The organism is Streptomyces sp. NPDC102270, from assembly GCF_044766405.1.
Taxonomy (GTDB): domain Bacteria; phylum Actinomycetota; class Actinomycetes; order Streptomycetales; family Streptomycetaceae; genus Streptomyces.
Map to the genome: position 1 here is coordinate 166150 of NZ_JBIWLX010000009.1, position 19765 is coordinate 185914.

Below are 19765 nucleotides of genomic sequence, written 5' to 3' on the forward strand. Positions count from 1 at the left end.
GTGGGTCAGCTGGTCGTCAGGGCGGTGTCGTCCACGACGAAGCTGGTCTGGAGGGAGGAGTCCTCCACTCCGTTGAACTTCAGGGTGACGGTGGAGCCGGCGTACGAGGACAGGTCGAAGGACTTCTGGGCGTACCCGGATGCCTTGTTGAGGTTGGAGTAGGTGGCCAGGGTCGTCGAGCCCGCGGTCACCGTCAGCTTGTCGTAGGCGCTGCTGGTCGAGGTCTCCGCGGTGTCGATGTGCAGGTAGAAGGTGAAGGTGGCCTTGCAGCCGCTCGGCACGGTCACCGACTGGGAGAGCGTGTCGGTGTGCGCGGAGCCGTAGCCGTCCAGCCAGGCGTAGTAGGAACCGGCGTGTGCCGTCTCGCTGGTGGAGTTGGTGATGACCCCGCTGGCGGCGGTCCAGGTGGTGTTGCCCGACTCGAAGCCGGCGTTGCCGAGCAGTTGGGTCGAGGTGCAGGTGCCGCTGCCGGAGCCGACGGTCCAGGTGAAGGAGGTCGAGCCGGAGGCGCCGGTGGAGTCCTTCGCGGTGACGGTGACCTGGTAGGTGCCCGCGGTGGACGCCGTTCCCGTGATCTTGCCGGTCGAGCTGCTGATGGACAGGCCGGTCGGCAGCCCGGAGGCGCTGTAGGTGAGGGTCGCGCCCGCGCTGTCGCTCGCGCTGATCTGCAGGCTGACCGAGCCGCCGGTCGTCGTCGACTGGCTGCCCGGGTTGGTGACGGTCACCGTGTTGCCGGAGGTGGTGCCGGAGGCGAAGGCGGTGGTGCCGTTGGGGGTGCCCCAGCCGGTCGGGCCGTCGTAACCGGTGGTCGCGGTGCAGAAGTACGAGGTGGAGCAGGAGCCGTTGTTGCCACTGGTCACGTCGTACAGGTTGGAGGTGTGGGAGTAGGGGTACTTCGCCGGGTAGTCGCTGGAGCCCGGGGTGCCCGCGAGGGCGTACACGCCCGCGATGATCGGCGACGAGGCGCTGGTGCCGCCGTAGACCGCCCAGCCGGAGCCGCCGTAGGTGTCGTACACGGCCACGCCGGTCGCGGGGTCGGCGACCGCGGACACGTCGGCTTCCATCCGCTTGGTGCACCCGGTGTCGGTCTGCCAGGTCGGCTTCGGGTCGTAGGCGGAGCAGCCGGAGCCGGTGCCCTCGGTGGAGCTGGTCTTCCACACGGACTCGGTCCAGCCGCGGGAGTTGGAGGACGTGGACAGGGCGGTGCCGCCGACTGCGGTCACGTACTGGGAGGTTGCCGGGTACTCGGCACCGTAGGCGGAGTCACCGGAGGAGACGGTGATCGCGACACCCGGGTGCTTGAAGTACGAGGTGTCCTCGCTGGTCTGGGAGGAGGACTCGCCCCCGCCCCAGCTGTTGGAGACGAACTTGGCGCCGAGCGAGACGGCCTCGTTCTCGGCGATGCCGAGGTCGGAGTCGTTGGCGGAGCCGGCCTCGACGAGGATGATGTTGCAGTTCGGGCAGACGGCGCTGACCATGTCGATGTCGAGGGCTTCCTCGCCCGCCCAGCCGCTGTCGTTGGTCGGCAGCGAGGTGGTCGAACCGGTCTGGCTGACCTGCTTGAAGCAGCCGTTGGCCTTGGTGCAGGCGGACAGACCGTAGGTGGAGCGGTAAGTGGCGAGGTCCGACTCGGCGTTGGGGTCGTTGTAGGCGTCGACCACGGCGACCGTCAGGCCGCTGCCGCCGGTGGTGGGCAGGTTGTAGGCGCTGTGCAGGTTGGCCGGGGAGAGGCCGGAGGGGGCCGCGGCGGCGAGCGCCGAGGCGAGGCGCTGCTTGATGTCGGTGCGGCGCTGGGCGAAGCAGGACGCGTGGCCCGGCTCGGCGGTGGCGCACAGGTGAGTGGTGGGTACCTTCTGGCCGGCCCTGCCGGTGGAGTGGAAGGTCTGACGCGCGGGGGCGGTCAGCGCTTTGCTGTTCTGCGTGACCTTGGTGGTGTGCGGGTGGGCCGCGGTGGGCTGGGCGCCGGCCGTCGGTGCCGCGACGAGTCCGGCGACGGTGAGGGCGAGGACCGGGAAGGAGACGGCGAGGAGTCTTCGCAGACTCCGTCTCCGCTTGCTCAGACGTGACTCACGCATGGGGTTCTGCCTCCGTTGACGTGGGGATGCGCACTGGATTGGCAGGCCCGTGACGCGCGTAGCGGCGGCGAAACCGCGCAGCCATGAGCATGACATTCGACTGACCCGTGATGTCTGATGTACGTGACATGACAGGGTGCGAGAGGAACGTAGATCGGACCGCGGGCGAACCGGCAGTGGCGCAGGGAATTCTTTGCTCCGCCATGGAGGAGATTGCCCACTTCATTGGAGGTGAGTGGGGCGGGCTTGGCGCGGAGCAGAGGAAGACCGAAGCCGGCCGGGCCCGGAGGCTGATCCGACGAGGCCGCACGAGGAGGCGTACACCTCGTCGCTGTCGAGGACCCTCCAGCTGCACACGGTGGCCCACGACGTCGTGCGCGCCCTCCATGAACGGCATCGCAGCGTCCCGCAGGGACAGCGCGGGCGATCCCGGAGACCGTGAGCGCCGGCTCCTCCTGGCTGAACGCCTCCAGGATGCGAGCGGTACGCGAGAGGGCCGACTCCTGGTGAGGTGCCTTCCTTCGTGTCACTCCTCGCCCGTGCGGGGCAGTTGCGCCCCGACCCGCGCGGCCGTCTCACGCAGCCAGATGTGCGCCGCGTCATGGGTGTGGACCGGATGCCACCACAGCGCTTCCCTCAACGGCACCGCCTCGTACGGCGGTTCCACCACCCGCACCGCCGCGATGGGCGCCAGCAGCCGGGCCAGCCGGGCCTGCACCAGGGCGATGCGCCGGGTCCCGGCGAAGAAGAACTCGACGGGGAAGCCGAGGGGGTACACCACCCGTACCGCGTCGCCGACTCCGGGGGTGCCCTCGCCCTTCGGGACGCGCTTGACCGGTTGTCCGAGGTGGGTGAAGAACTTCACGCTGGTGCTGAAGCCGGCCGAGCGGACCCCGCTGTTCGACCGCAGGCGCATTTTCCGCTCTGCTCCGGGCCCGCGCGACATCGACGCCGCGCTGGACCACCTCCTGGAACAGCGCGCGGACCGGGGCGCGGACCGCACCGAGCACCTGCGCCCGGCGCTGGTGCTGCGACGGCTCGCGCACGCCGTACGCGACGACGCCGATCTGCGCACCGGGACGGCGGAACGCCTGCGGGCGCACGACGCCGAGCACGCCACCGAGTACGCGGTCACGCTCCTCGCGTACCTGCGGCACTTCGGCGATGTCGCTGCGGCCAGCGGCGAGTTGCACATCCACCAGAACACGCTGCGGCTGCGGCGGGCCGAACAGCTCTTCGCGGTCTCCCTGGACGATCCGGGACCTGGACATCGCCGACGGCCAGAGGCTGCGCCTGGGAGATACCACGGTCACGCTCCACCGCGCCCCGGGCCACACACCCGGCACGGTCTCGCCGATCTTCCCGGCCCGCCGACAGCACTGCACGTACACCGCGATGACCTGGGGCGGGACCAACCCGCCCAGGGCCACCGCGAGCAAGGAGACCTACCTCTCCTCCATCCTCACCTTCGCCTCCCGGATGCGGCGGGCAGGGGTCGACGTCGAACTGAGCAACCACGCATTCGCCGACTACGGCCTGGAGCGCCTGGAGCGCCTGGAGCGCCTGGAGCGCCTGGAAGAGTTGCGCGCCGCGCCCGACGGCCGCGACAGCTCCTTTGTCATCGGCACGTCCGGGGCACAGCGATTCATGAAGGTCATGGAGAACATGCTCCGCGGCCGCATCGCCCAGGACCGGGAGGCGGCCTCCGGCACCTCGGCGGCGCCGGCAGCGACGACCGAAGCCGGTACGACGGACTGCGGCTGCTGACAGCCGTAGGCGGGTCGTCGACGCCGAGATCGCCTGTTCATTTGCGCTGAGGAAACCGATCTGTTTTCCTATGGGAAACCGATCGGTTTCCGAACGCTCTTCACACTTCGACCAGCGCCAAGGGGCAGACATGACTTCCACGCTCGATCACGGGGCGTCCGCCACCGGGAAACCAGACTCGGGCCGCCGCGGCTCACATGCCGTGCGCTGGTGGGTGCTCGTCGTGCTGGGCGTGGCACAGCTGATGGTCACGCTCGATGCGACCGTCGTGAACATCGCGCTGCCCGCGGCACAACACGACCTCGGGTTCAGCGACGGCAGCCGGCAGTGGGTCATCACGGGGTACGCCCTGGCGTTCGGCAGCCTGCTGCTGCTCGGAGGCCGGCTCGGTGACCTGTTCGGCCGACGTACCACCTTCGTGACCGGCCTGATCGGCTTCGCGGGCGCATCCGTGGTCGGCGGCGCGGCCGGCAGCTTCGAAATCCTCGTCGGGGCACGTGTGGCCCAAGGTCTCTTCGCCGCACTGCTCGCACCGGCGGCGCTCTCGCTGCTCAGCGTGACGTTCACCCAGCCCGGCGAGAGGGCGAAGGCCTTCGGCATCTTCAGTGCGCTGTCCGGTGCGGGCGCCGCGGTCGGACTGCTGCTCGGCGGCATGCTCACCGAGTGGGCGTCGTGGCGCTGGGTGATGTACGTGAACGTCGTCTTCGCGGGCATTGCGCTCGTCGGTGCGCTGCTCTGGCTGGCCAGGCCTGTGGTCACCGAGCGGCCCAAGATAGACGTGCCAGGCACCATCGCGGTGAGCGCCGCACTGTTCGGCATCGTCTACGGGTTCGCGCACGTCGAATCCACCAGCTGGACCGACCCGGTCGCCCTCGGCTCCATGATCAGCGGCGTGGTGCTGCTCGCGGTGTTCGCGTGGCTGGAGCTCAGGGTCGCGCATCCGCTGCTGCCCCTGCGAGTCATGCTGGACCGGACCCGGGGCGGTTCGTTCCTGGCCGTGTTCGTCATGGGCATGGGAATGTTCTCGATCTTCCTGTTCCTGACCTATTACCTGGAGGCCGGCATCGGCTACTCGCCGATCGAGGCCGGCCTGTCCTTCCTGCCGATGGTCGCGGGCATCGTCGCCTCGTCGACCACGGTGCCTTCGCTGGTGCTGCCCAGGGTCGGTCCGAAGGCCGTGGTCACCGTCAGCTTCCTGGTCGCCGCGACGGGTATGGCCCTGCTGACCCAGCTCACGCTGAACAGCGCCTATGCCGTCAACATCATGCCGGGCATGATCCTGCTGGGCCTCGGTATCGGCGGGGTGATGACCACCGCGTTCCAGGGCGCGACCGCAGGCGTGCACCACGAGGACGCGGGCGTTGCCTCGGCACTGATCAACACCAGCCAGCAGGTGGGGGGTTCGATCAGCACGGCGCTGCTGACCACCGTCGCCTCATCGGCTGCGACCGACTACCTGTCCTCGCGCAAGCCCGGCGCGCTGACCGTGGCTCAGGCCGGAGTCGAGAGCTACACGGCCACCCTGGCGTGGGGCGCCGGGATCTTCGTGGTCGGTGCGGTGCTGACGGCGTTCCTGATGCCGAATGCGGCCCTGCAGCCGTCGGAGGGCGAGTCCGTCATCGCGCACTGAGGCAGGCACAGTTCGCACGGCTCGGCGACGGCCCTTTGAGGCTCTCGCCGAGCCGCCGTCAACACCAGGGAAACCGATCGGTTTCACATGTGGTCGAATCGAGTTAACCTCACAGCATGAGCACCGAAGTGAAGACCGGCCCCCGGGAGCGGTTGCTGGAGGCGGCGGCCACGCTCACCTACCGAGACGGCGTCGGCATCGGCATCGACGCGCTGTGCAAGGCGGCGGGGGTGTCCAAGCGCTCCATGTACCAGCTCTTCGAGAGCAAGGACGAACTGCTGGCGGCGAGCCTGGAGGAACGCGCTGCCGCCTTCATCGCGACCCTCCTGCCCGAGGCGGGTGACGGCCGGTCACCTCGCGCGCGGACTCTGCACGTCTTCGAACAGGTGGAACGGCAGGCAGGGGCGCCCGAGTTCCGAGGATGCAGGTACCTGTCCGTGCAGATCGAACTCAAGGACCGGAACCACCCCGCGAGCCAAGTGGCCCACCGGGTCAAGAGCCAACTGACAGCCTTCTTCCGGACGGAGGCCGAACAGGGGGGAGCCGCCGATCCCGACCTGCTGGCCCGACAGCTCAGCCTGGTCTTCGACGGCGCCAGCGCCCGCGCGGGAATCGGAGTCGACAGCCTCCCCGGCCTCATCACCCCCACGGTGGCCGCCCTGCTCGATGCGGCGGACGTGCGCTGACAGTCCGCCGTCGGAATCGGCCGTGACTGCGGGCGGCGAGCCCGCTGCACCATCACGCCGCATCCGCAGAACGCGCAGTTCTTTATCTGTCTCATACATAGGTCAGAGTGGTCTCGGATCGAACGGGCACTCGCATGTCACCAACGACTGAACCGAGGAGTGGCAGACCGCCCATGGAGATCTCAGGCATCATCAGCGCGATCGTCATCGGCATCGTGATCGGTGTCCTCGGCCGACTCGTCGTCCCCGGACGCCAGCACATCGGCGTCCTCTGGACGATCCTGATCGGCATCATCGCCGCGTTCATCGGCGCCGCCATCGCCGCCGGCCTCGGCGTCGCCGACACCGACGGCGTCGACTGGATCGAGTGGCTCATCCAGATCGCCCTCGCCGCCGTCGGCGTAGCGGCCCTCAGCAAGGTGAAGGTCCGTCACTGACCGCAGCCCAGAGTCCGTCCCGGCGCCACCGGTTCACAACACCCGACGCAGTCCCGGCAGCCGACGCGGGCCCGCCACAGGAAGAAGGACACCGGTAACGACGAGCACGCACACGACCGCCCAGGCGCCGGCCGCGGACAGCCGCGGCCGGCGCAGGCATGAGCGCAGCTCGCGCACGGTAGCCCTTGGGGCTGCTCGTTGATGGTGATTGTGGTGATGTTTCGGGGGTAGGCGGTCGCGGCAATGAGCGGCGCTTCGGAAGTGAGGCGGACTGTATGAACCTGCCTGGGCAAGATCAGGGGCAGCAGCCGCTTGCGGACCGTCGGGTGGAGATGTCCGCCGCATTCGAGGGCAGCGATGAGGAGATCGGCCAGGCCCGCTCTCTCGCCCGGGCCTTCCTGACGAACCTGCGAGAAGAACATGCCCTGGCGGTGTCGGACCGAGCGATGGGCACGGTGGAGCTCGTGGTGAGCGAGCTCGTGACCAACGCGCGGAAATACGCCCCGGGCCCCTTCCTGCTGACCTTGGCACTCACCGGAGAGGCCGTCGCGGTCGCGGTGTGGGACACCGAGCCGCAGCTGCCCGTGATCCTGGCCAGAGATCCTCAGCGGGTGGGACGGCACGGCCTGGAAGTCGTCACGGCCGTCAGCCAGAGCTTCGAGGTCCACCGTGAGCCGGTGGGCAAGCGGGTGGTCGCGGCAGTCACGTGGTGTGACGATCCAGTCGGCGACCTGGCCGACCATCGGGTGATGCTGTCTTCACAGGGCGAGGTCCAAGGAGGTGAAGAAGTCCCTGGGTCGTTGCTCGGGCCGGATCGGACGGGGGGTGCTGAATGAGCCGTTCGTCGGCATGGTCACTGCCGCTGCCTGTGCACGCGGCAGTGACCTGACCCCACAGCAGGGCAAAGAGTCGTCACTCTTACGCGGCCAGCGTCTCATCCTCCTTGAGGACGCCTGCGCGGCTCCTGCTGTACTGCTCCAGCAGGGCATCGGCCGCGCGCAGAGCCTGCTCGGCGGTGCGGGCCCCGGTCATCACGCACAGCGTGTAAGTGGAGTCTTCAAGAGCACGGCTGGTGCGGCCGGTGGGGAGCACGTCATGTTCGATACGGGCCTGAGCGAACCGGGCCAGTACAGCGCGCAGTTCCTTCTCCGCCGGAATGATCACAGTCATACCTTCCCCTCAAACCCCTCTCGCAGGGCGGCGGGCCGCACCGCGAGGAACTGGCTGCATCCGAGCTCTGACACCCACGGCTCACCACCGGGCACGTCAGGCAGCCCTCAAGTGCCCCGCACCCGGATGTCCATGCCACCGTGCTCGGCCAATTCCTGAAGGCTTCCTCAGGTGGAGGGACCGGAGGGTCGAGGGCGTCGCGAAGGCGGGTGATGTCGTGACGCCGCTTCGAGCCTCTCGCAACGTCCGCCCAAAGCTCGGCGATGGTTTCCGGGCATCTCCGGCAGCGGCTCTGACGGACTGACGCCTGTTTTGTGATCACGTGGAATGCGTTGCCGGGCCTCGAACTTCCAGTGGCTGCGGACGAGTTCAGCGAGCTGGGACGCGGTGGCCTGCTCGGCGGTCAGGCTGGTGACTGCGTAGATCGATGTGACGGTGGTCCTGGCAGGCGGTGGCGCACCCCGCGTGGGTCACGCGGGTCCGGCACCTCGGCCCGCCTGGCGGAATTGAACATGACGAGTTGGCAGGCACGGCCTGCCACTCGGATCACGGGGCGTACAGAACTCCATGACCTTGGAAGCCGTGCCTGTCACGTCCCAAGAGCACCGCCGTTGAGCTGACAGTCCGCCACCAACCGGGCGGTACGCGACTACCCCGGTCCCCTGAGTCGGGACGGGGCTCGTGGGTTCCTCTGCTCGAACTCCCGTTGCCGGAGCGCAGGTCGGGCCCAGCACACACCAGTGCGTCACCTGCCCGTATCTGCCACTATGCGATGTCATCTTCACAACACCTGGGGGCAAGAGCCATGCGGACCAAGGCAGCGCTCATATCCACGGCAGCCCTGCTGCTGACACTTGCCGCCTGTTCGGACGGATCAGGAGACTCCGGCAGCCCGGCGGACAGTGCCACAGCGTCCTCGTCGACGGCCACCACTGCTCCCCCGGCCGACGCCGAGGCGATCCGCGCCTGTATCACGGGTGTCGACGCGCTCTACGCCACGGGCTGGTCGCCGACGACCCCTCCGAAGACCCGGCCGGCCGGCTGCGAGTCACTGTCGGTCTCCGAATACGGCTACGCCTACCGGAGCGCCGTGGCGGCGATCGCTAAAGCTGGGGAAGACTTTTACAACGAGAACGACGGACTTCCTTCCGACTGGCCTTCGTGAGCGATCTCCAGCTGCTTGCTCGGGGACTGCTGGCTCGGATCCGAGGCCGATGATCACGGCGGTGCCGTGTGCGCACGCGTGCCTAATCCGCCCGCATCGTGGAGCGGACGGGCGGACGAGCGGGTGGCGATCGTCGTGCTCCTCGCGGCGGCGACAGTCATCCGTTCTCCCAACGATGCAGCTACACCGGTCACCTAACGACGGCGATGCCGAGGGCGGGAAAGCCCGGTAGGACGGTGCTGGGACCGTGAGCGCGGTCCCAGCACGTTGGGGCGGTGTCCTGGTCGGTGGCGGTCTCGCTCACCCGCCGCAGGTCACGGGAACTGGGTGATCTTGGATGGGACGGTGTCGGTGCCCGAGGTGGGCGCACCGGTGTCGTTGACGACGTGGGCGTACTGTCCCTTGCCGCCCAGGGAGATCACCTGGATGCTGTGCAGCTTGATGCCGGGCTTGACCGGCACCTGGAAGCCGTGACGCTGCACGATGGAGGGGTCCGAGGTGTAGTTGCAGTAGCTGCCCAGACCCCACGCCTCGTGCACGTTGACCGTGTCGGCGACCTTGTATGCGGCGTAGCCGACGATGCCGTCGTGAGTGATGGCGGCGGCGTTGGGGGCGTCGTAGGCCTTCTCGTTCTGGAAGAAGATCGTGCGGCCCCGTTCGCCGTTCCACAGCACGTCGTATGTGTTGAAGTGCTCGACGAACAGGCCGGTGGTGAGGACGTCATCGCCGTTCACCACCAGACCGTAGTCGGCCCGGTTGGTGTCCCAGCCGACACCCTGGCCGTGGTCGGCGCGCCAGATCCAGGTGTGGTCGACGACGACGTCGTCGCTGTTGACCACTACGGAGTTGGTCGCGAGGCCGGGGCCCGCGCCGCCGATGCGGATGAACACGTCCTGCATGGTGGTCGGGTTCGCGGAATGGTCCGCGGCCGCGCCGGCCGGGCCGATCTGGAGCAGGGTGTCGGACCGGGTCGCGCCGGCGTCGATGAGGAATCCGGCGAGCCGGACGCCGTCGACGTCCGCGACGTGCATGGCGTCGATGCCGCCGTCGGGGACGAGCGTGGCCAGGCCCAGCCCGAGCACCACGGTGTCGGACCGAGTGACGTCGATCGTCTGGTCGAGGTGATAGACACCCGGGGTGAAGAGGAGGTTGAGGCCCTGGGCCAGTGCGGTGTTGATGGTGGCGGCCGTCGCACCGGGCTTGACGACGTAGAACTGGCTGAGCGGGAGCGAGGTCCCGGCATTGGCGGGCCAGGACACCCCGCGGGCGTTGGCACGCTTGGCGGGGACGAAGACCTTGAAGTCGTTGCCGTCGAGATAGAGGAACGGCTTCTCGAGGGAGACCGGAGTCGTGTCCAGCGTGGTGTACGGACCGGTGTCGAAGTTGGTCGCCGGGGCGCCCTGGACACCGGAGAACGTCATGTTCCACACACCGTTGGTCCAGCCGCCGACCGAGCTGTCACGGGTGTACCACTGCTGCTGCGAGTACGGGCCCACGGCGCCGTCGATCTTGGAGTCGGCGATGTAGCCTCCGGAGGCCCAACCGTAGCCGTTGGGTGCCAGGTTGAGGCCACCCTTGACGTGGATACGGCGGAAGGGCGCGGCCTGGGCGACGGCCCAGCGGTCGGTGCCGTTGGACGGAGTGATCGCGAGGTTCTCCGCCGAGCGCCAGAAGTTCTGCGTCGCGTTGCCGTTGAACCAGCCCGCGTCCACGGTGATGTCGCCGTTGATCTGGGTGTCGTCGGGGTTCAGTCCGAGACCTGAGATCGAGGTGTAGAAGCCGAGTTGGGCGTTGATGCCGTTGTAGGTGCCCGGCTTGAGGAGGAACTGGTAGCGCCCGGAGCCGAACTGCGCGGACTCCTGCTGGGTGAAGACCTGGTCGAACTTCTGCTGGAGGTTGGAGGTGGAGGGGTCGACGACGATCACGTTCGGGCCGAGGTCACCGCCGCCCTGGACCGGGCCTCCGGTGCCGCCGGACGTGGTGTGGACGGCGACTTCCCAGAGCGAGTAGCCGTACGCCGTGCCGCGGGCCGTTCCGAGAACGCGGACGTAGCGGCCCGTGCCGCTCACGTCGTAGGACGCACGGCCTCCGGTCTCGCCGGTGACGGTCTTGAGGGTGTTCCAGTTCTGCCCGTCGGCGGAAGCCTGCAGCTGGAAGTCTTTGCCGTACGCGGCCTCCCAGTTCAGGTCGATCTTGCAGATGCCCTGGGACGAGCCCAGGTCGACGCGCAGCCATTGCGGGTCCGTGGCCTGGCTGGACCAGCGAGTGGAATCGTTGCCGTCGAATGCCGCGGACGCGGGGGTGCCGGCGTTCTCCGTCGAGGACGCCGAAGCGGTCTTGTTCTGCGCCGAGTTGGCGGTCGAGCAGCTGCCGGGCTGGGTGGTGCCGGGGGTCCCGTAGACCTGGAACTCCCAGAGCGAGTAACCCCATGGGGTGGCCCGGTGGATGCCCTGCATACGGACATAGCGGCCCTGGCCCGAGACGGTGAGGGTGTCGGTGCCGCCGTCCCCTCCGGTGACGGTCCGAAGGTCGGTCCAGGATCCGGAACCGCCGTCCGGCGAGACCTGGATCTTGTAGTCCGCGGCGTAGGCCGCTTCCCAGTTGAGGACGACCTGGTTGATCGAGGCCGTGGCCCCCAGGTCGACCTGGAGCCACTGGTCGTCGGCCGCGGCCGAGGACCAGCGGGTGCCCGTGTCACCGTCAACTGCGGCGGCGGCAGGGGTACCTGCGTTCTCCGTCGAGGACGACACGGCCGTCCTGCCCTGCGACAGATTGGCGTCGGCCGCCAGGGCCGAGGGTGGTGCGACGACGGGAAGGGCGATCAGCGCCACCGTACTGGCGAGCGCGACACCGAGAGATCTGAGGCCCATGCCAAGTCTCCCCTGCGGGTGGATGAAGGATGATCACGAAAGGCCACTTAGTTCAGGGCTTGATTTAAATGTTGACCTGAGTGGTTCGGCAACCCTTCGGACATCAGATTCCGTGCAACTTGTGCACACCGACGCCCCCTTGACCCGGCGACAGCTTTCAGTGGGTGACGCCAAGGAGCGTCGAGCCGCCTGGAGAGCGGCAGCAGAACACGACGTCGGCAGCGTCATCACTCTTCGAGGTGCTCGAGGCCTCAAAGGGCCGGTCGGCGTCAGTGTGCGGACGGGGCCTGTGTGCGGTCTCGCACGATGATCTTGCCGGTGTTCTGACCGCTCAGCATTCCCAGGAACGCGTCCACGATGTGCTCGAACCCGTCAACCACCGTCTCGTCCAGAGCGAGTCGGCCGCTCTGCAGCTGCGGCACGGCGAACTCGTACAACTCCTCTTGCAGATCTCGGTAGTTGCTGACCAAGAAGCCCTCCATCCGGAGGCTTTTCTCGACGATGTCGGCGTAGTTGAAGCGCGGCGGCGGCGCGTCGGGGGTGTTGTACTGGCTGATCGTGCCGATGCGGACAACGCGCCCGAACTCGCGCAGCGCTCCCACCGCCGCGGCCAGTTACTCACCGCCGACGTTGTCGACGAACAGGTCGATGCCGTCCGGTGCGGCCTTGCCGAGCAGTTCGGCGGCGGGCCCGTCGTGGTAGTTGAAGGCAGCGTCATACCCGACCTCCCGCGTGAGATGGTCGGCCTTCGCGGCCGAGCCCGCGCTGCCTACGAGCCGTCCGGCGCCGAGCAGCCGGGCGAACCGCCCGGTCGCAGTGCCGACCCCGCCCGCGGCCGCCGACACGAAAAGGTCCTCGCCCTCCCGGAGCCGGGCGATCCGGGTCAGGCCCACGTAGGCGGTCAGGCCCGTTCCGCCGAGGATGCTCAGGTATGCGGTCAGGGGCACCCCGTCGAAGCGGGGCAGCCGCCGGATTTCCTCGGGGGTGACCACCGCGTGCGTGCGCCAGCCCTGCCGGTGGAACACGATCTCACCCTCGGCCAGACGAGGTGTGCGCGAGGCGACGATCCGCCCGATGGTACGGCCCTCCAGCGGTGCGTCGAGCGCGAAGCCGCCGGGCCCGTCGTCCATCAACTCGCGGTGATAGGGGTCGACAGACCAGAAGAGGTTCTCCACAAGCGCGCTGCCCGCTGCGGGATCGGGAAGCTGTGACTCGACGAAGGTGAAGTGCTCGGCGGCGGGAAAGCCATGGGGGCGGGCGGTCTGGTGCACGGTGAGGGCGATCTCGTTCATGACCGGACCGTAGGGAAGGAATACCCCTGGTGGGCAGCCAGTTGGGCTCATGCGACACCCCGTTCCATGAGCAGTTCTCATACGTTGAGGTGAGCGCCCCGTGGCCCGCGCGACCGACTCCGATCTCGCCCCGCACGAACTGCGCGTCCTGCTGGCGGTCGCGGACACCGGCGGCTTCTCGGCCGCGGCCAGGACGCTCGGTCTGACTCAGTCCGCGGTCTCCCACTCGGTTCGCGGCAGCGAGCGCAAGATCGGTGCCGTGCTCTTCGAACGGGGCCGCACCGGCGCCCGCCCCACCCCTGCCGGAGAGAAGGCCGTGGCACACGCCCGCCGCATCCTGCGCCTGCTGGACGTCCTGACCGCTGAGGCGCGCAGTGCGGCTCGGTCCGACGTGGCGGAGGGGCCGCTGCGGATCGCGGCCTTCCGCAGTGCGGCTCTCCACCTGCTGCCGACCGTCCTTTAGCGGCTGCGCACCCGGCATCCCGGGATCGAGCCGCGGGTGCGGATCGTACGGGAGGTGGGGCGCGGAACCGCGGGCGAAGTGGCCGACGGAAAAGCCGACATAGGCATCGCCACACTGGGTGGGTCCGCCCCGATCGCCCCGGGACTGGTCGCGAGCGGACTCTTCGAGGATCCGTACGCTCTGGTCCACGCGGCGCACCACGTCGCCCCGCGTTCGCTGCCGCTGGTCGACTGGGCCGAGAACTGCGGCTCGTACACCCGCGACTGGTGGGCTGCACAGGACTGGATCCCTACGGCGACCGTCGAGGCCGAGGACGACGGAGCGGTGCTCTCCCTGGTGAGCGGAGGCCACGGAATGGCGATCATGCCTGCGCTCTCCCTGGTCGGAGCACCGAACTCGGTCACGGTCACCGATCTCGGCCCCGAGCGTCCGACTCGCCAGATCGGCTATGTCACCACCGCCGAACTGGCCAGATCTGCGGTCGTACGCGCCTTGGTGCGAGAACTGCGGACCACGGTTCCCCGGGGGGTGCGGCTTCTCAACGTCGTGGCCTGAACAGTTCGATGACCGGTAGCGATGGACGGCTGCGCCGTTGGATCTGGACGCGGCGATCGACACGGCCTGGCGGCTGCGGCTACGGCCACTCCGGACAGCGACTTCGGCCCGGACAATCATGCCGGCGCGAGAGCTCACCGCTATGACCTTCACCTGCGCCACGGCGAAGGACGGCTTTGGCCGCCCCCATGGTGCTCGCCCTGACGTCCGGCGGGCTCGCTCAATCGGTACGGCACTCTTGCCCTCGATGTCCTGCATCACGGTTTTCAGCCGTCGCGACCCTGCCATGTGGTGACGCAGACTTCGTTCCCCTCCAGGTCGGCCAGTACCCAGAAAGCTGGGGCACGGGTCGCCGACACAAGCCGGCCTCCAGCCGCCAGTGCGGTCTCGATCCGCCGGGGTGCCTCGTCATGCGGAACACAGATGTCGAAGTGGATGCGATTGCGCTGTGGGCGCGCCCGGTCCATCCGCTGGAACCAGAGGGCAGGGCCTTGCCCGACCGGGTCGATGAGCGGATCCTCCGGTCCCTCGGCACCCGCCTCATCCGTATAGCCCAGCACCGTCTTCCAGAACGGCCGAATCCCCGCGATGTTCAGTGCATCAATCGCGATCTCCAGAACCTGGACGGATCGTGGTGCGCCCGTTGCGATTTCGGGCTCTGTCAGAAAACCGGACCTGTCAGCCGTGGCGGAGATCCGACGCGCGAGTTCGACATCCCGGGCGGTAATCGCTGCGTGCTCCAACGACTGCAGAGTGAAGACGACCCGATCGGGGCGGGCATCGACCCGAAGGTGCCGATCGGCGTCGTCGCCGCACACCGCGACAGCGTCTGCCGCCAAGCCCATCGCCTGAGCCAGCGATCCGACCCGGACCGACGTTTGCAAAGTGCCCAGCAAGAAGCGCCACCCGTAGTCCTGGACCGCCTCTGATGCTTCCTGCCGACTCCATACCTGCTCCATGGCGGCATCCTTGCAGCCTGGTCACCGGCGTGGCCCGGCTCCTCTTCTCCTGTACCCAGCAGTTATGTACATTTGTACAAAATCGATGGTCGGGGGCCCGTCGTCTGCCCGCCCATTCTCCCGAGCCCCGCGGAGCCTCCTCTTGACCGACCCCGCCGTGCGCCGGCGCCGCCGAGCCCTGTACCTCTTTTTCTTCCTCCCGGGTATCGCCATGTCCTCCTGGGTCACGCGCACCCCCGACGTACGGGACCAACTGGGCGCATCCACCGCGGAGATGGGGCTGATCCTGTTCGGCCTGTCCGTGGGATCGATGATCGGCATCCTTTGTTCCGGCCGCTTCGTGGAACGCCTGGGCACCCGGCCCGTGATCGTGCTCGGCACCGCTCTGATCATCTCGGCCACGATCGTCATCGGCGTCGGCAGCGCCGTTCCGTCGGCTCCGCTGGTCACTGCCGGGCTCTTCCTGTTCGGCGCAGGCATGGGGTCGGGCGAGGTGGCGATCAACGTGGACGGCGCCGACGTCGAGCGCATCACCGCCACGCCGGTTCTGCCCACACTGCACGGCTGTTTCAGCCTGGGCACAGTGGTCGGTGGCCTGGCCGGGATGACCGCCACAGCCGCGGGGATTCCCGTCCCATGGCACCTCGCCGTGATCACACTCGTCGCCACAGGGATGCTGATCCACGCCTCACGCGCGCTGCCGACCGGTGTCGGTCTGAGCACCCGGCATCCGTCCCACGGGCAGGCCGAGCGCTCCGGGCCGCAGGTCTGGAAGGACCGGAAACTGCTCCTCATCGGCGCCATCGTGCTGGCCATGGCCCTGGCCGAAGGAGCGGCCAACGACTGGCTGCCGCTGCTCATGGTGGACGGCCATGGCCTGGACGCGGCCGTCGGCTCACTCGTCTTCGTCGGGTTCGCCGCCGCGATGACACTGGGGCGCTTTTGCGGCACGTTCTTCCTCGTCCGTTTCGGGCGTGCCGCCGTCCTGCGCGCGAGCGCCCTCTCCGGTGCCCTCGGCCTCGTTCTCGTGATCTTCTCCGACAACGTGGCCGTCGCGGCAACGTCTGTCGTCTTCTGGGGACTTGGCGCCTCGCTCGGCTTCCCGGTGGCCCTGTCCGCGGCCGGCGACTCGGGGCCCGACCAGACCGCGCGGGTCTCCCTGGTCGCCATCATCGGCTACATCGCCTTCCTCGTCGGGCCGCCGGCCCTCGGCTTCCTGGGCGACCACTACGGGCTGCGTACGGCCATGATCGCGGTCCTGGTTTTCGTCGCCTCGGCCATCTTCATCGCCCCCGCCGCCGACACCCGCGACCGCGTCCCTGCCACGCTGGACGTGTGACGCCGCCGTGGCGCCGGCCGGCGCGGGACCGGCAGAAGTCTGCCGCGGACTGGCGGGCGTGTCGGCGACTTCAAGGGCCGAACTCCCGCCCGCAGCGCGAGTCAATCTCCCGGCAGCGGGGACCGTGACCAACCGACCCCCACAGCAGCCGGAGCAGAACAGGCCTGTACCGGTCGCTCACCGCGGCAAGTAGGGTCCATCATCGTGAGACTCGCGATCTTCGATCTGGACGGCACCTTGGTCGACCGCACCGGCGCCTTCGCCGATGCCATCACCTCCCTGAGCCAGGACCACGGCTACGGCCCGGAGGTCGAACAGTGGCTGCTGACCGAGCTGGCCGACCACGCCGAGCACGGTGACTTCGACCGGCTGCGCGCCGCCTTCCCCGTCAGCGAGAGCGCCGACCATCTGTGGCGCGTCTACATCGACCGTATGGCGGCGTCCATCCACTGCCGCCCTGCCGTCCTGCACAGCCTGGAGCGTCTCAAGGAGGCAGGCTGGAGCATCGGGGTCGCCACGAACGGCTCCAGCGACATCCAGCGGGCCAAGATCCAAGCCACCGGTCTCTCCGACCTGATCGACGGGATCGCCGCGTCCGGCGACATCGACATCCGCAAACCCGACCCACGGCTTTTCGAACTCGCGGCCGCACGGTGCGGCACGCAGCTCACTCCCGGGGACTGGATGACCGGCGACAACCCCGAGACCGACATAGCCGGCGGCCACGATGCGGGACTGCGCACCATATGGGTCACCGGCCGCCCCTGGCCCGACGGACTGGTGACACCACACCACACGGTCGACGACGTGATCGAAGCCATCGGCTACCTGCTCGACCAGGACTCGGCATAGCCCAGGAGCGCTGACAGGGGCCGGTTTCGTACCCTGGCAGGCATGCGGACCCGTCCCACGCTGCACTGGACCCCTCCCCCGGACCTGCCTCCGGGCACCACCGACCTCGAGCCGGTGGTCGACGCGCTGAGCGCCGGCAGTGTGCTGGTGCTCACCGGGGCGGGCATCTCCACGGAGTCGGGCATCCCCGCCTACCGGGGCGAGGGCGGGAGCCTGAGTCGGCACACGCCGATGACGTACCAGGACTTCACCGCCGGCGCGCACGCACGGCGAAGATACTGGGCACGCAGCCATCTCGGGTGGCGCACCTTCGGCCGCGCCCGTCCCAATGCCGGGCACCAGGCCGTCGCCACGTTCGCTCGGCACGGTCTGCTCTCGGGTGTGATCACCCAGAACGTCGACGGTCTGCACCAGGCCGCCGGCGCGGAGGGGGTCGTGGAACTGCACGGAAGCCTGGCGAGGGTTCGCTGCCTGGCCTGCGACGCCATCAGCTCGCGCCGTGATCTCGCCGTACGGCTGGAAGCGGCCAATACGGCATTCGAGCCGGTGGCCGCGGGAGTCAATCCCGACGGTGATGCCGACCTCTCCGACGAACAGGTCGCCGGCTTCCGGGTCCTGCCCTGCGCGGACTGCGGCGGCATCCTCAAGCCCGACGTGGTGTTCTTCGGTGAGACCGTGCCCGCGCAACGGATCGAGCACTGCCGTCAGTTGGTCCGTGCGGCGCGCACACTGCTGGTTCTGGGCTCGTCTCTCACGGTGATGTCCGGTCTCAGGTTCGTCCGCCAAGCCGCTCAGGAGGACAAACGGGTCCTCATCATCAACCGGGACCCCACCCGCGGCGACCAACTCGCCCACACCCGCGTCGGCCTCCCGCTGGGCCCCGCCCTGTCCTCGGTCGCAGACGCGCTGCACCTTCCCGCGGAGGAACAGACGGCCCCCTGACCGGGTCCGTGACAGCGTTCGAGCCCCAGGGCTCGCTGCGTCCCAGGACGGACGCCCGTTGGTCGGGCCGTACTCCGGCTCCGCCTTGAGGGCAAGGACGAGTTCGTCGCGGTCGTCGGGTCAGCCGCTACGGCCGTACGTGTGCGGGTCCACGGGCTGCTGGGACTTGGGGAGCTGGGTGACCACAAGACGGTACGACTCGGTCACGAGTTCCTTGAGCAGTGCCTCGTCGATGCCCTCCCCGCCCTCCAGCGTGATCCAGTGCTTCTTGTTCATGTGAAAGCCGGGGGTGATGTGCGCGTTCTCCTCGCGCAGTGCCTTCGCCTCGCCCGGGTCCGACTTGAGGATCACGACGGGGCGGCCGGGCACCTCGGTCATCAGCATGAAGACCTTGCCGCGCACCTTGTAGACCTCCCATTCGGGGCCGAAGGGATGCTCCAAGCCGCTTCCCGGCAGTTCCTCGGTGTGGGCGGCCACGGTCTTGAGCAACGTTGTTGCGTCCATGGGGGATGAGCTCCTTCATTCGTGCATTCGTGGTTTCGTGCATTCGTGTGTTCGCGCGGGTGTCCTCCCGTCCTGATCCTGTCCTCAAGGTCGACAATCCGGTCCGTAGACTGCGGACACATGATGGTCACCAGGTGACACTCACCGGGACCGGAGCCGGGCCGGCCCTCGGCCGATGTCCCGCTGTGCGGCTTCCTGCCACCGGTCGGCACGCCGTACGGCCTGGAAGTAACCACGGTGGAGGACTTCTGCGTCCACCACGACGACTGGCCCTGGAACCCACCCGTGCCTGGCCACCTTCCACAACCTGATCCTGGTCACGGAGGGGGTACTGCGGCACGATGTCGACCACATCACCCGTACCGTCACGCCCGGGCAGTGGCTGTGGGTACGTGCCGGGCATGTGCAGTGCCGGCACGATCCCCGTACCGCACGAGGGCCGTTCATCCTCTTCGAACCGGAGGTGCTCCGGCCCGACACCGGCCCGCCTCCTGGCTCCGCTCACCTCGCACGACGCCCCCGCCGCCGTCCTGACCCCGCATCCCGACGACGTGCCCTGGTTGGAGCAGACCTCGCTCCAACTCCTCGACGAACACCGGGCCTTGGGGCGGCGCCCGCTCCCGGCCCAGCACGCCCTGCGGTGCAGCCTCCTCGAAACCCTGCTGCTCCGCCTCGCCCACGCCCCCGGAGCCGACGCCTCAGGCAGCAGTGGAAGCCACCCCACCTACGAACGCTTCCTGGACGCCCTGGATTTGAACTTCCGCGAGCTGCTCCGCGTCGAGGACCCCGCCCAGGTGCTCGGCTGCTCGGTACGCACTCTCAGCCGGGCCGCCCGGGCCGCCGTCGGCAAGGGAGCACGAGAGGTCACCGACGAACGGCGACTCCTCGAAGCCCGCCGTCTCCTCGACCACGCCCAGTGGACCGCCCACGCGATCGCCGCCCACCTCGGCTTCACCGACGCCGCCAACTTCGGCCGCTTCTTCCGTCACCACACCGGCTTCACGCCCGCCGCCTACACGACTCGGCAGACGGCACGGGACACGTGAGCGGACCGAGCCT

The 19765-nt window shown here is 68.6% G+C and carries 15 protein-coding genes and 3 pseudogenes; 11 read left to right on the top strand and 7 right to left on the bottom strand.

What is annotated here, in order from left to right:
- Positions 1–5: 5 nt before the first annotated feature.
- Both ACIRP7_RS20370 and ACIRP7_RS20375 read right to left on the bottom strand, forming a co-directional pair.
- The gene (locus tag ACIRP7_RS20370) at positions 6–2075 is read right to left on the bottom strand and encodes a putative Ig domain-containing protein (RefSeq protein ID WP_403661143.1); all 2070 of its coding nucleotides are present in this window, start codon (positions 2073–2075) and stop codon (positions 6–8) included.
- Between the two features lie 526 nt (positions 2076–2601).
- A pseudogene (locus ACIRP7_RS20375) lies at positions 2602–2820 on the bottom strand (LysR family transcriptional regulator); the annotation flags it as partial.
- On the opposite strand from ACIRP7_RS20375, the gene ACIRP7_RS20380 reads away from it, so the two are divergent.
- The 5 genes from ACIRP7_RS20380 (at position 2801) to ACIRP7_RS20400 (ending at position 7431) form a co-directional block, all read left to right on the top strand.
- Positions 2801–3892, top strand: a complete 1092-nt coding sequence (locus ACIRP7_RS20380) for a helix-turn-helix domain-containing protein (protein WP_403661146.1) — start codon at positions 2801–2803, stop codon at positions 3890–3892. The pseudogene ACIRP7_RS20375 and the gene ACIRP7_RS20380 sit on opposite strands and share 20 nt — an antisense overlap.
- A gap of 80 nt (positions 3893–3972) precedes the next feature.
- Positions 3973–5472 (top strand): MFS transporter, encoded by a 1500-nt coding sequence (locus ACIRP7_RS20385; protein ID WP_403661149.1) that lies wholly within the window; start codon positions 3973–3975, stop codon positions 5470–5472.
- 116 nt (positions 5473–5588) lie between these two features.
- On the top strand, positions 5589–6158 hold the full coding sequence (locus ACIRP7_RS20390; RefSeq protein WP_403661152.1) for a TetR/AcrR family transcriptional regulator: 570 nt from the start codon (positions 5589–5591) through the stop codon (positions 6156–6158).
- A gap of 173 nt (positions 6159–6331) precedes the next feature.
- Positions 6332–6595 carry a GlsB/YeaQ/YmgE family stress response membrane protein gene (locus tag ACIRP7_RS20395; protein ID WP_403661155.1) on the top strand — a complete coding sequence of 88 codons (264 nt, stop codon included), beginning with the start codon at positions 6332–6334 and terminating at the stop codon, positions 6593–6595.
- Positions 6596–6870: 275 nt separating this feature from the next.
- On the top strand, positions 6871–7431 hold the full coding sequence (locus tag ACIRP7_RS20400; protein ID WP_403661158.1) for an ATP-binding protein: 561 nt from the start codon (positions 6871–6873) through the stop codon (positions 7429–7431).
- A gap of 82 nt (positions 7432–7513) precedes the next feature.
- Here the strand turns inward: ACIRP7_RS20400 and ACIRP7_RS20405 are convergent, their stop codons facing one another.
- Positions 7514–7759 carry a DUF5133 domain-containing protein gene (locus tag ACIRP7_RS20405; protein WP_403661750.1) on the bottom strand — a complete coding sequence of 82 codons (246 nt, stop codon included), beginning with the start codon at positions 7757–7759 and terminating at the stop codon, positions 7514–7516.
- Between the two features lie 811 nt (positions 7760–8570).
- On the opposite strand from ACIRP7_RS20405, the gene ACIRP7_RS20410 reads away from it, so the two are divergent.
- Positions 8571–8930 carry a hypothetical protein gene (locus tag ACIRP7_RS20410; protein WP_403661161.1) on the top strand — a complete coding sequence of 120 codons (360 nt, stop codon included), beginning with the start codon at positions 8571–8573 and terminating at the stop codon, positions 8928–8930.
- Between the two features lie 314 nt (positions 8931–9244).
- On the opposite strand, the gene ACIRP7_RS20415 is transcribed toward ACIRP7_RS20410, so the two are convergent.
- Both ACIRP7_RS20415 and ACIRP7_RS20420 read right to left on the bottom strand, forming a co-directional pair.
- Complete coding sequence (locus tag ACIRP7_RS20415) at positions 9245–11800, bottom strand: discoidin domain-containing protein (protein WP_403661164.1); 2556 nt, start codon at positions 11798–11800, stop codon at positions 9245–9247.
- A 269-nt stretch (positions 11801–12069) separates the two neighbouring features.
- A pseudogene (locus ACIRP7_RS20420) lies at positions 12070–13092 on the bottom strand (NADP-dependent oxidoreductase).
- Positions 13093–13192: 100 nt separating this feature from the next.
- Between ACIRP7_RS20420 and ACIRP7_RS20425 the strand changes: the two are divergent.
- Positions 13193–14110 (top strand): annotated as a pseudogene (locus ACIRP7_RS20425) (LysR family transcriptional regulator).
- 266 nt (positions 14111–14376) lie between these two features.
- On the opposite strand, the gene ACIRP7_RS20430 reads toward ACIRP7_RS20425, so the two are convergent.
- Complete coding sequence (locus tag ACIRP7_RS20430) at positions 14377–15069, bottom strand: VOC family protein (protein WP_403661167.1); 693 nt, start codon at positions 15067–15069, stop codon at positions 14377–14379.
- Between the two features lie 142 nt (positions 15070–15211).
- Here ACIRP7_RS20430 and ACIRP7_RS20435 point away from each other — a divergent pair, with 142 nt between their 5' ends.
- From ACIRP7_RS20435 to ACIRP7_RS20445, 3 genes are all read left to right on the top strand, one after another.
- Positions 15212–16408 carry an MFS transporter gene (locus ACIRP7_RS20435; RefSeq protein ID WP_403661170.1) on the top strand — a complete coding sequence of 399 codons (1197 nt, stop codon included), beginning with the start codon at positions 15212–15214 and terminating at the stop codon, positions 16406–16408.
- 204 nt (positions 16409–16612) lie between these two features.
- Positions 16613–17260, top strand: a complete 648-nt coding sequence (locus ACIRP7_RS20440; protein WP_403661173.1) for an HAD family hydrolase — start codon at positions 16613–16615, stop codon at positions 17258–17260.
- A 42-nt stretch (positions 17261–17302) separates the two neighbouring features.
- A complete protein-coding gene (locus tag ACIRP7_RS20445) occupies positions 17303–18202 on the top strand; it encodes an NAD-dependent protein deacetylase (protein WP_403661176.1) in 900 nt (299 codons plus the stop codon).
- 120 nt (positions 18203–18322) lie between these two features.
- Here the strand turns inward: ACIRP7_RS20445 and ACIRP7_RS20450 are convergent, their stop codons facing one another.
- On the bottom strand, positions 18323–18706 hold the full coding sequence (locus tag ACIRP7_RS20450; protein ID WP_403661179.1) for an MmcQ/YjbR family DNA-binding protein: 384 nt from the start codon (positions 18704–18706) through the stop codon (positions 18323–18325).
- A 401-nt stretch (positions 18707–19107) separates the two neighbouring features.
- On the opposite strand from ACIRP7_RS20450, the gene ACIRP7_RS20455 reads away from it, so the two are divergent.
- Positions 19108–19752, top strand: a complete 645-nt coding sequence (locus ACIRP7_RS20455; RefSeq protein ID WP_403661182.1) for a helix-turn-helix domain-containing protein — start codon at positions 19108–19110, stop codon at positions 19750–19752.
- Positions 19753–19765 lie beyond the last annotated feature (13 nt).

Excerpts from the sequence above, each read along its gene's own strand:
- ACIRP7_RS20370 (WP_403661143.1), bottom strand. The coding sequence starts at position 2,075 with ATGCGTGAGTCACGTCTGAGCAAGCGGAGACGGAGTCTGCGAAGACTC.
- ACIRP7_RS20380 (WP_403661146.1), top strand. The coding sequence starts at position 2,801 with ATGCGCCGGGTCCCGGCGAAGAAGAACTCGACGGGGAAGCCGAGGGGG.
- ACIRP7_RS20385 (WP_403661149.1), top strand. The coding sequence starts at position 3,973 with ATGACTTCCACGCTCGATCACGGGGCGTCCGCCACCGGGAAACCAGAC.
- ACIRP7_RS20390 (WP_403661152.1), top strand. The coding sequence starts at position 5,589 with ATGAGCACCGAAGTGAAGACCGGCCCCCGGGAGCGGTTGCTGGAGGCG.
- ACIRP7_RS20395 (WP_403661155.1), top strand. The coding sequence starts at position 6,332 with ATGGAGATCTCAGGCATCATCAGCGCGATCGTCATCGGCATCGTGATC.
- ACIRP7_RS20400 (WP_403661158.1), top strand. The coding sequence starts at position 6,871 with ATGAACCTGCCTGGGCAAGATCAGGGGCAGCAGCCGCTTGCGGACCGT.
- ACIRP7_RS20410 (WP_403661161.1), top strand. The coding sequence starts at position 8,571 with ATGCGGACCAAGGCAGCGCTCATATCCACGGCAGCCCTGCTGCTGACA.
- ACIRP7_RS20415 (WP_403661164.1), bottom strand. The coding sequence starts at position 11,800 with ATGGGCCTCAGATCTCTCGGTGTCGCGCTCGCCAGTACGGTGGCGCTG.
- ACIRP7_RS20430 (WP_403661167.1), bottom strand. The coding sequence starts at position 15,069 with ATGGAGCAGGTATGGAGTCGGCAGGAAGCATCAGAGGCGGTCCAGGAC.
- ACIRP7_RS20445 (WP_403661176.1), top strand. The coding sequence starts at position 17,303 with ATGCGGACCCGTCCCACGCTGCACTGGACCCCTCCCCCGGACCTGCCT.
- ACIRP7_RS20450 (WP_403661179.1), bottom strand. The coding sequence starts at position 18,706 with ATGGACGCAACAACGTTGCTCAAGACCGTGGCCGCCCACACCGAGGAA.
- ACIRP7_RS20455 (WP_403661182.1), top strand. The coding sequence starts at position 19,108 with ATGTGCAGTGCCGGCACGATCCCCGTACCGCACGAGGGCCGTTCATCC.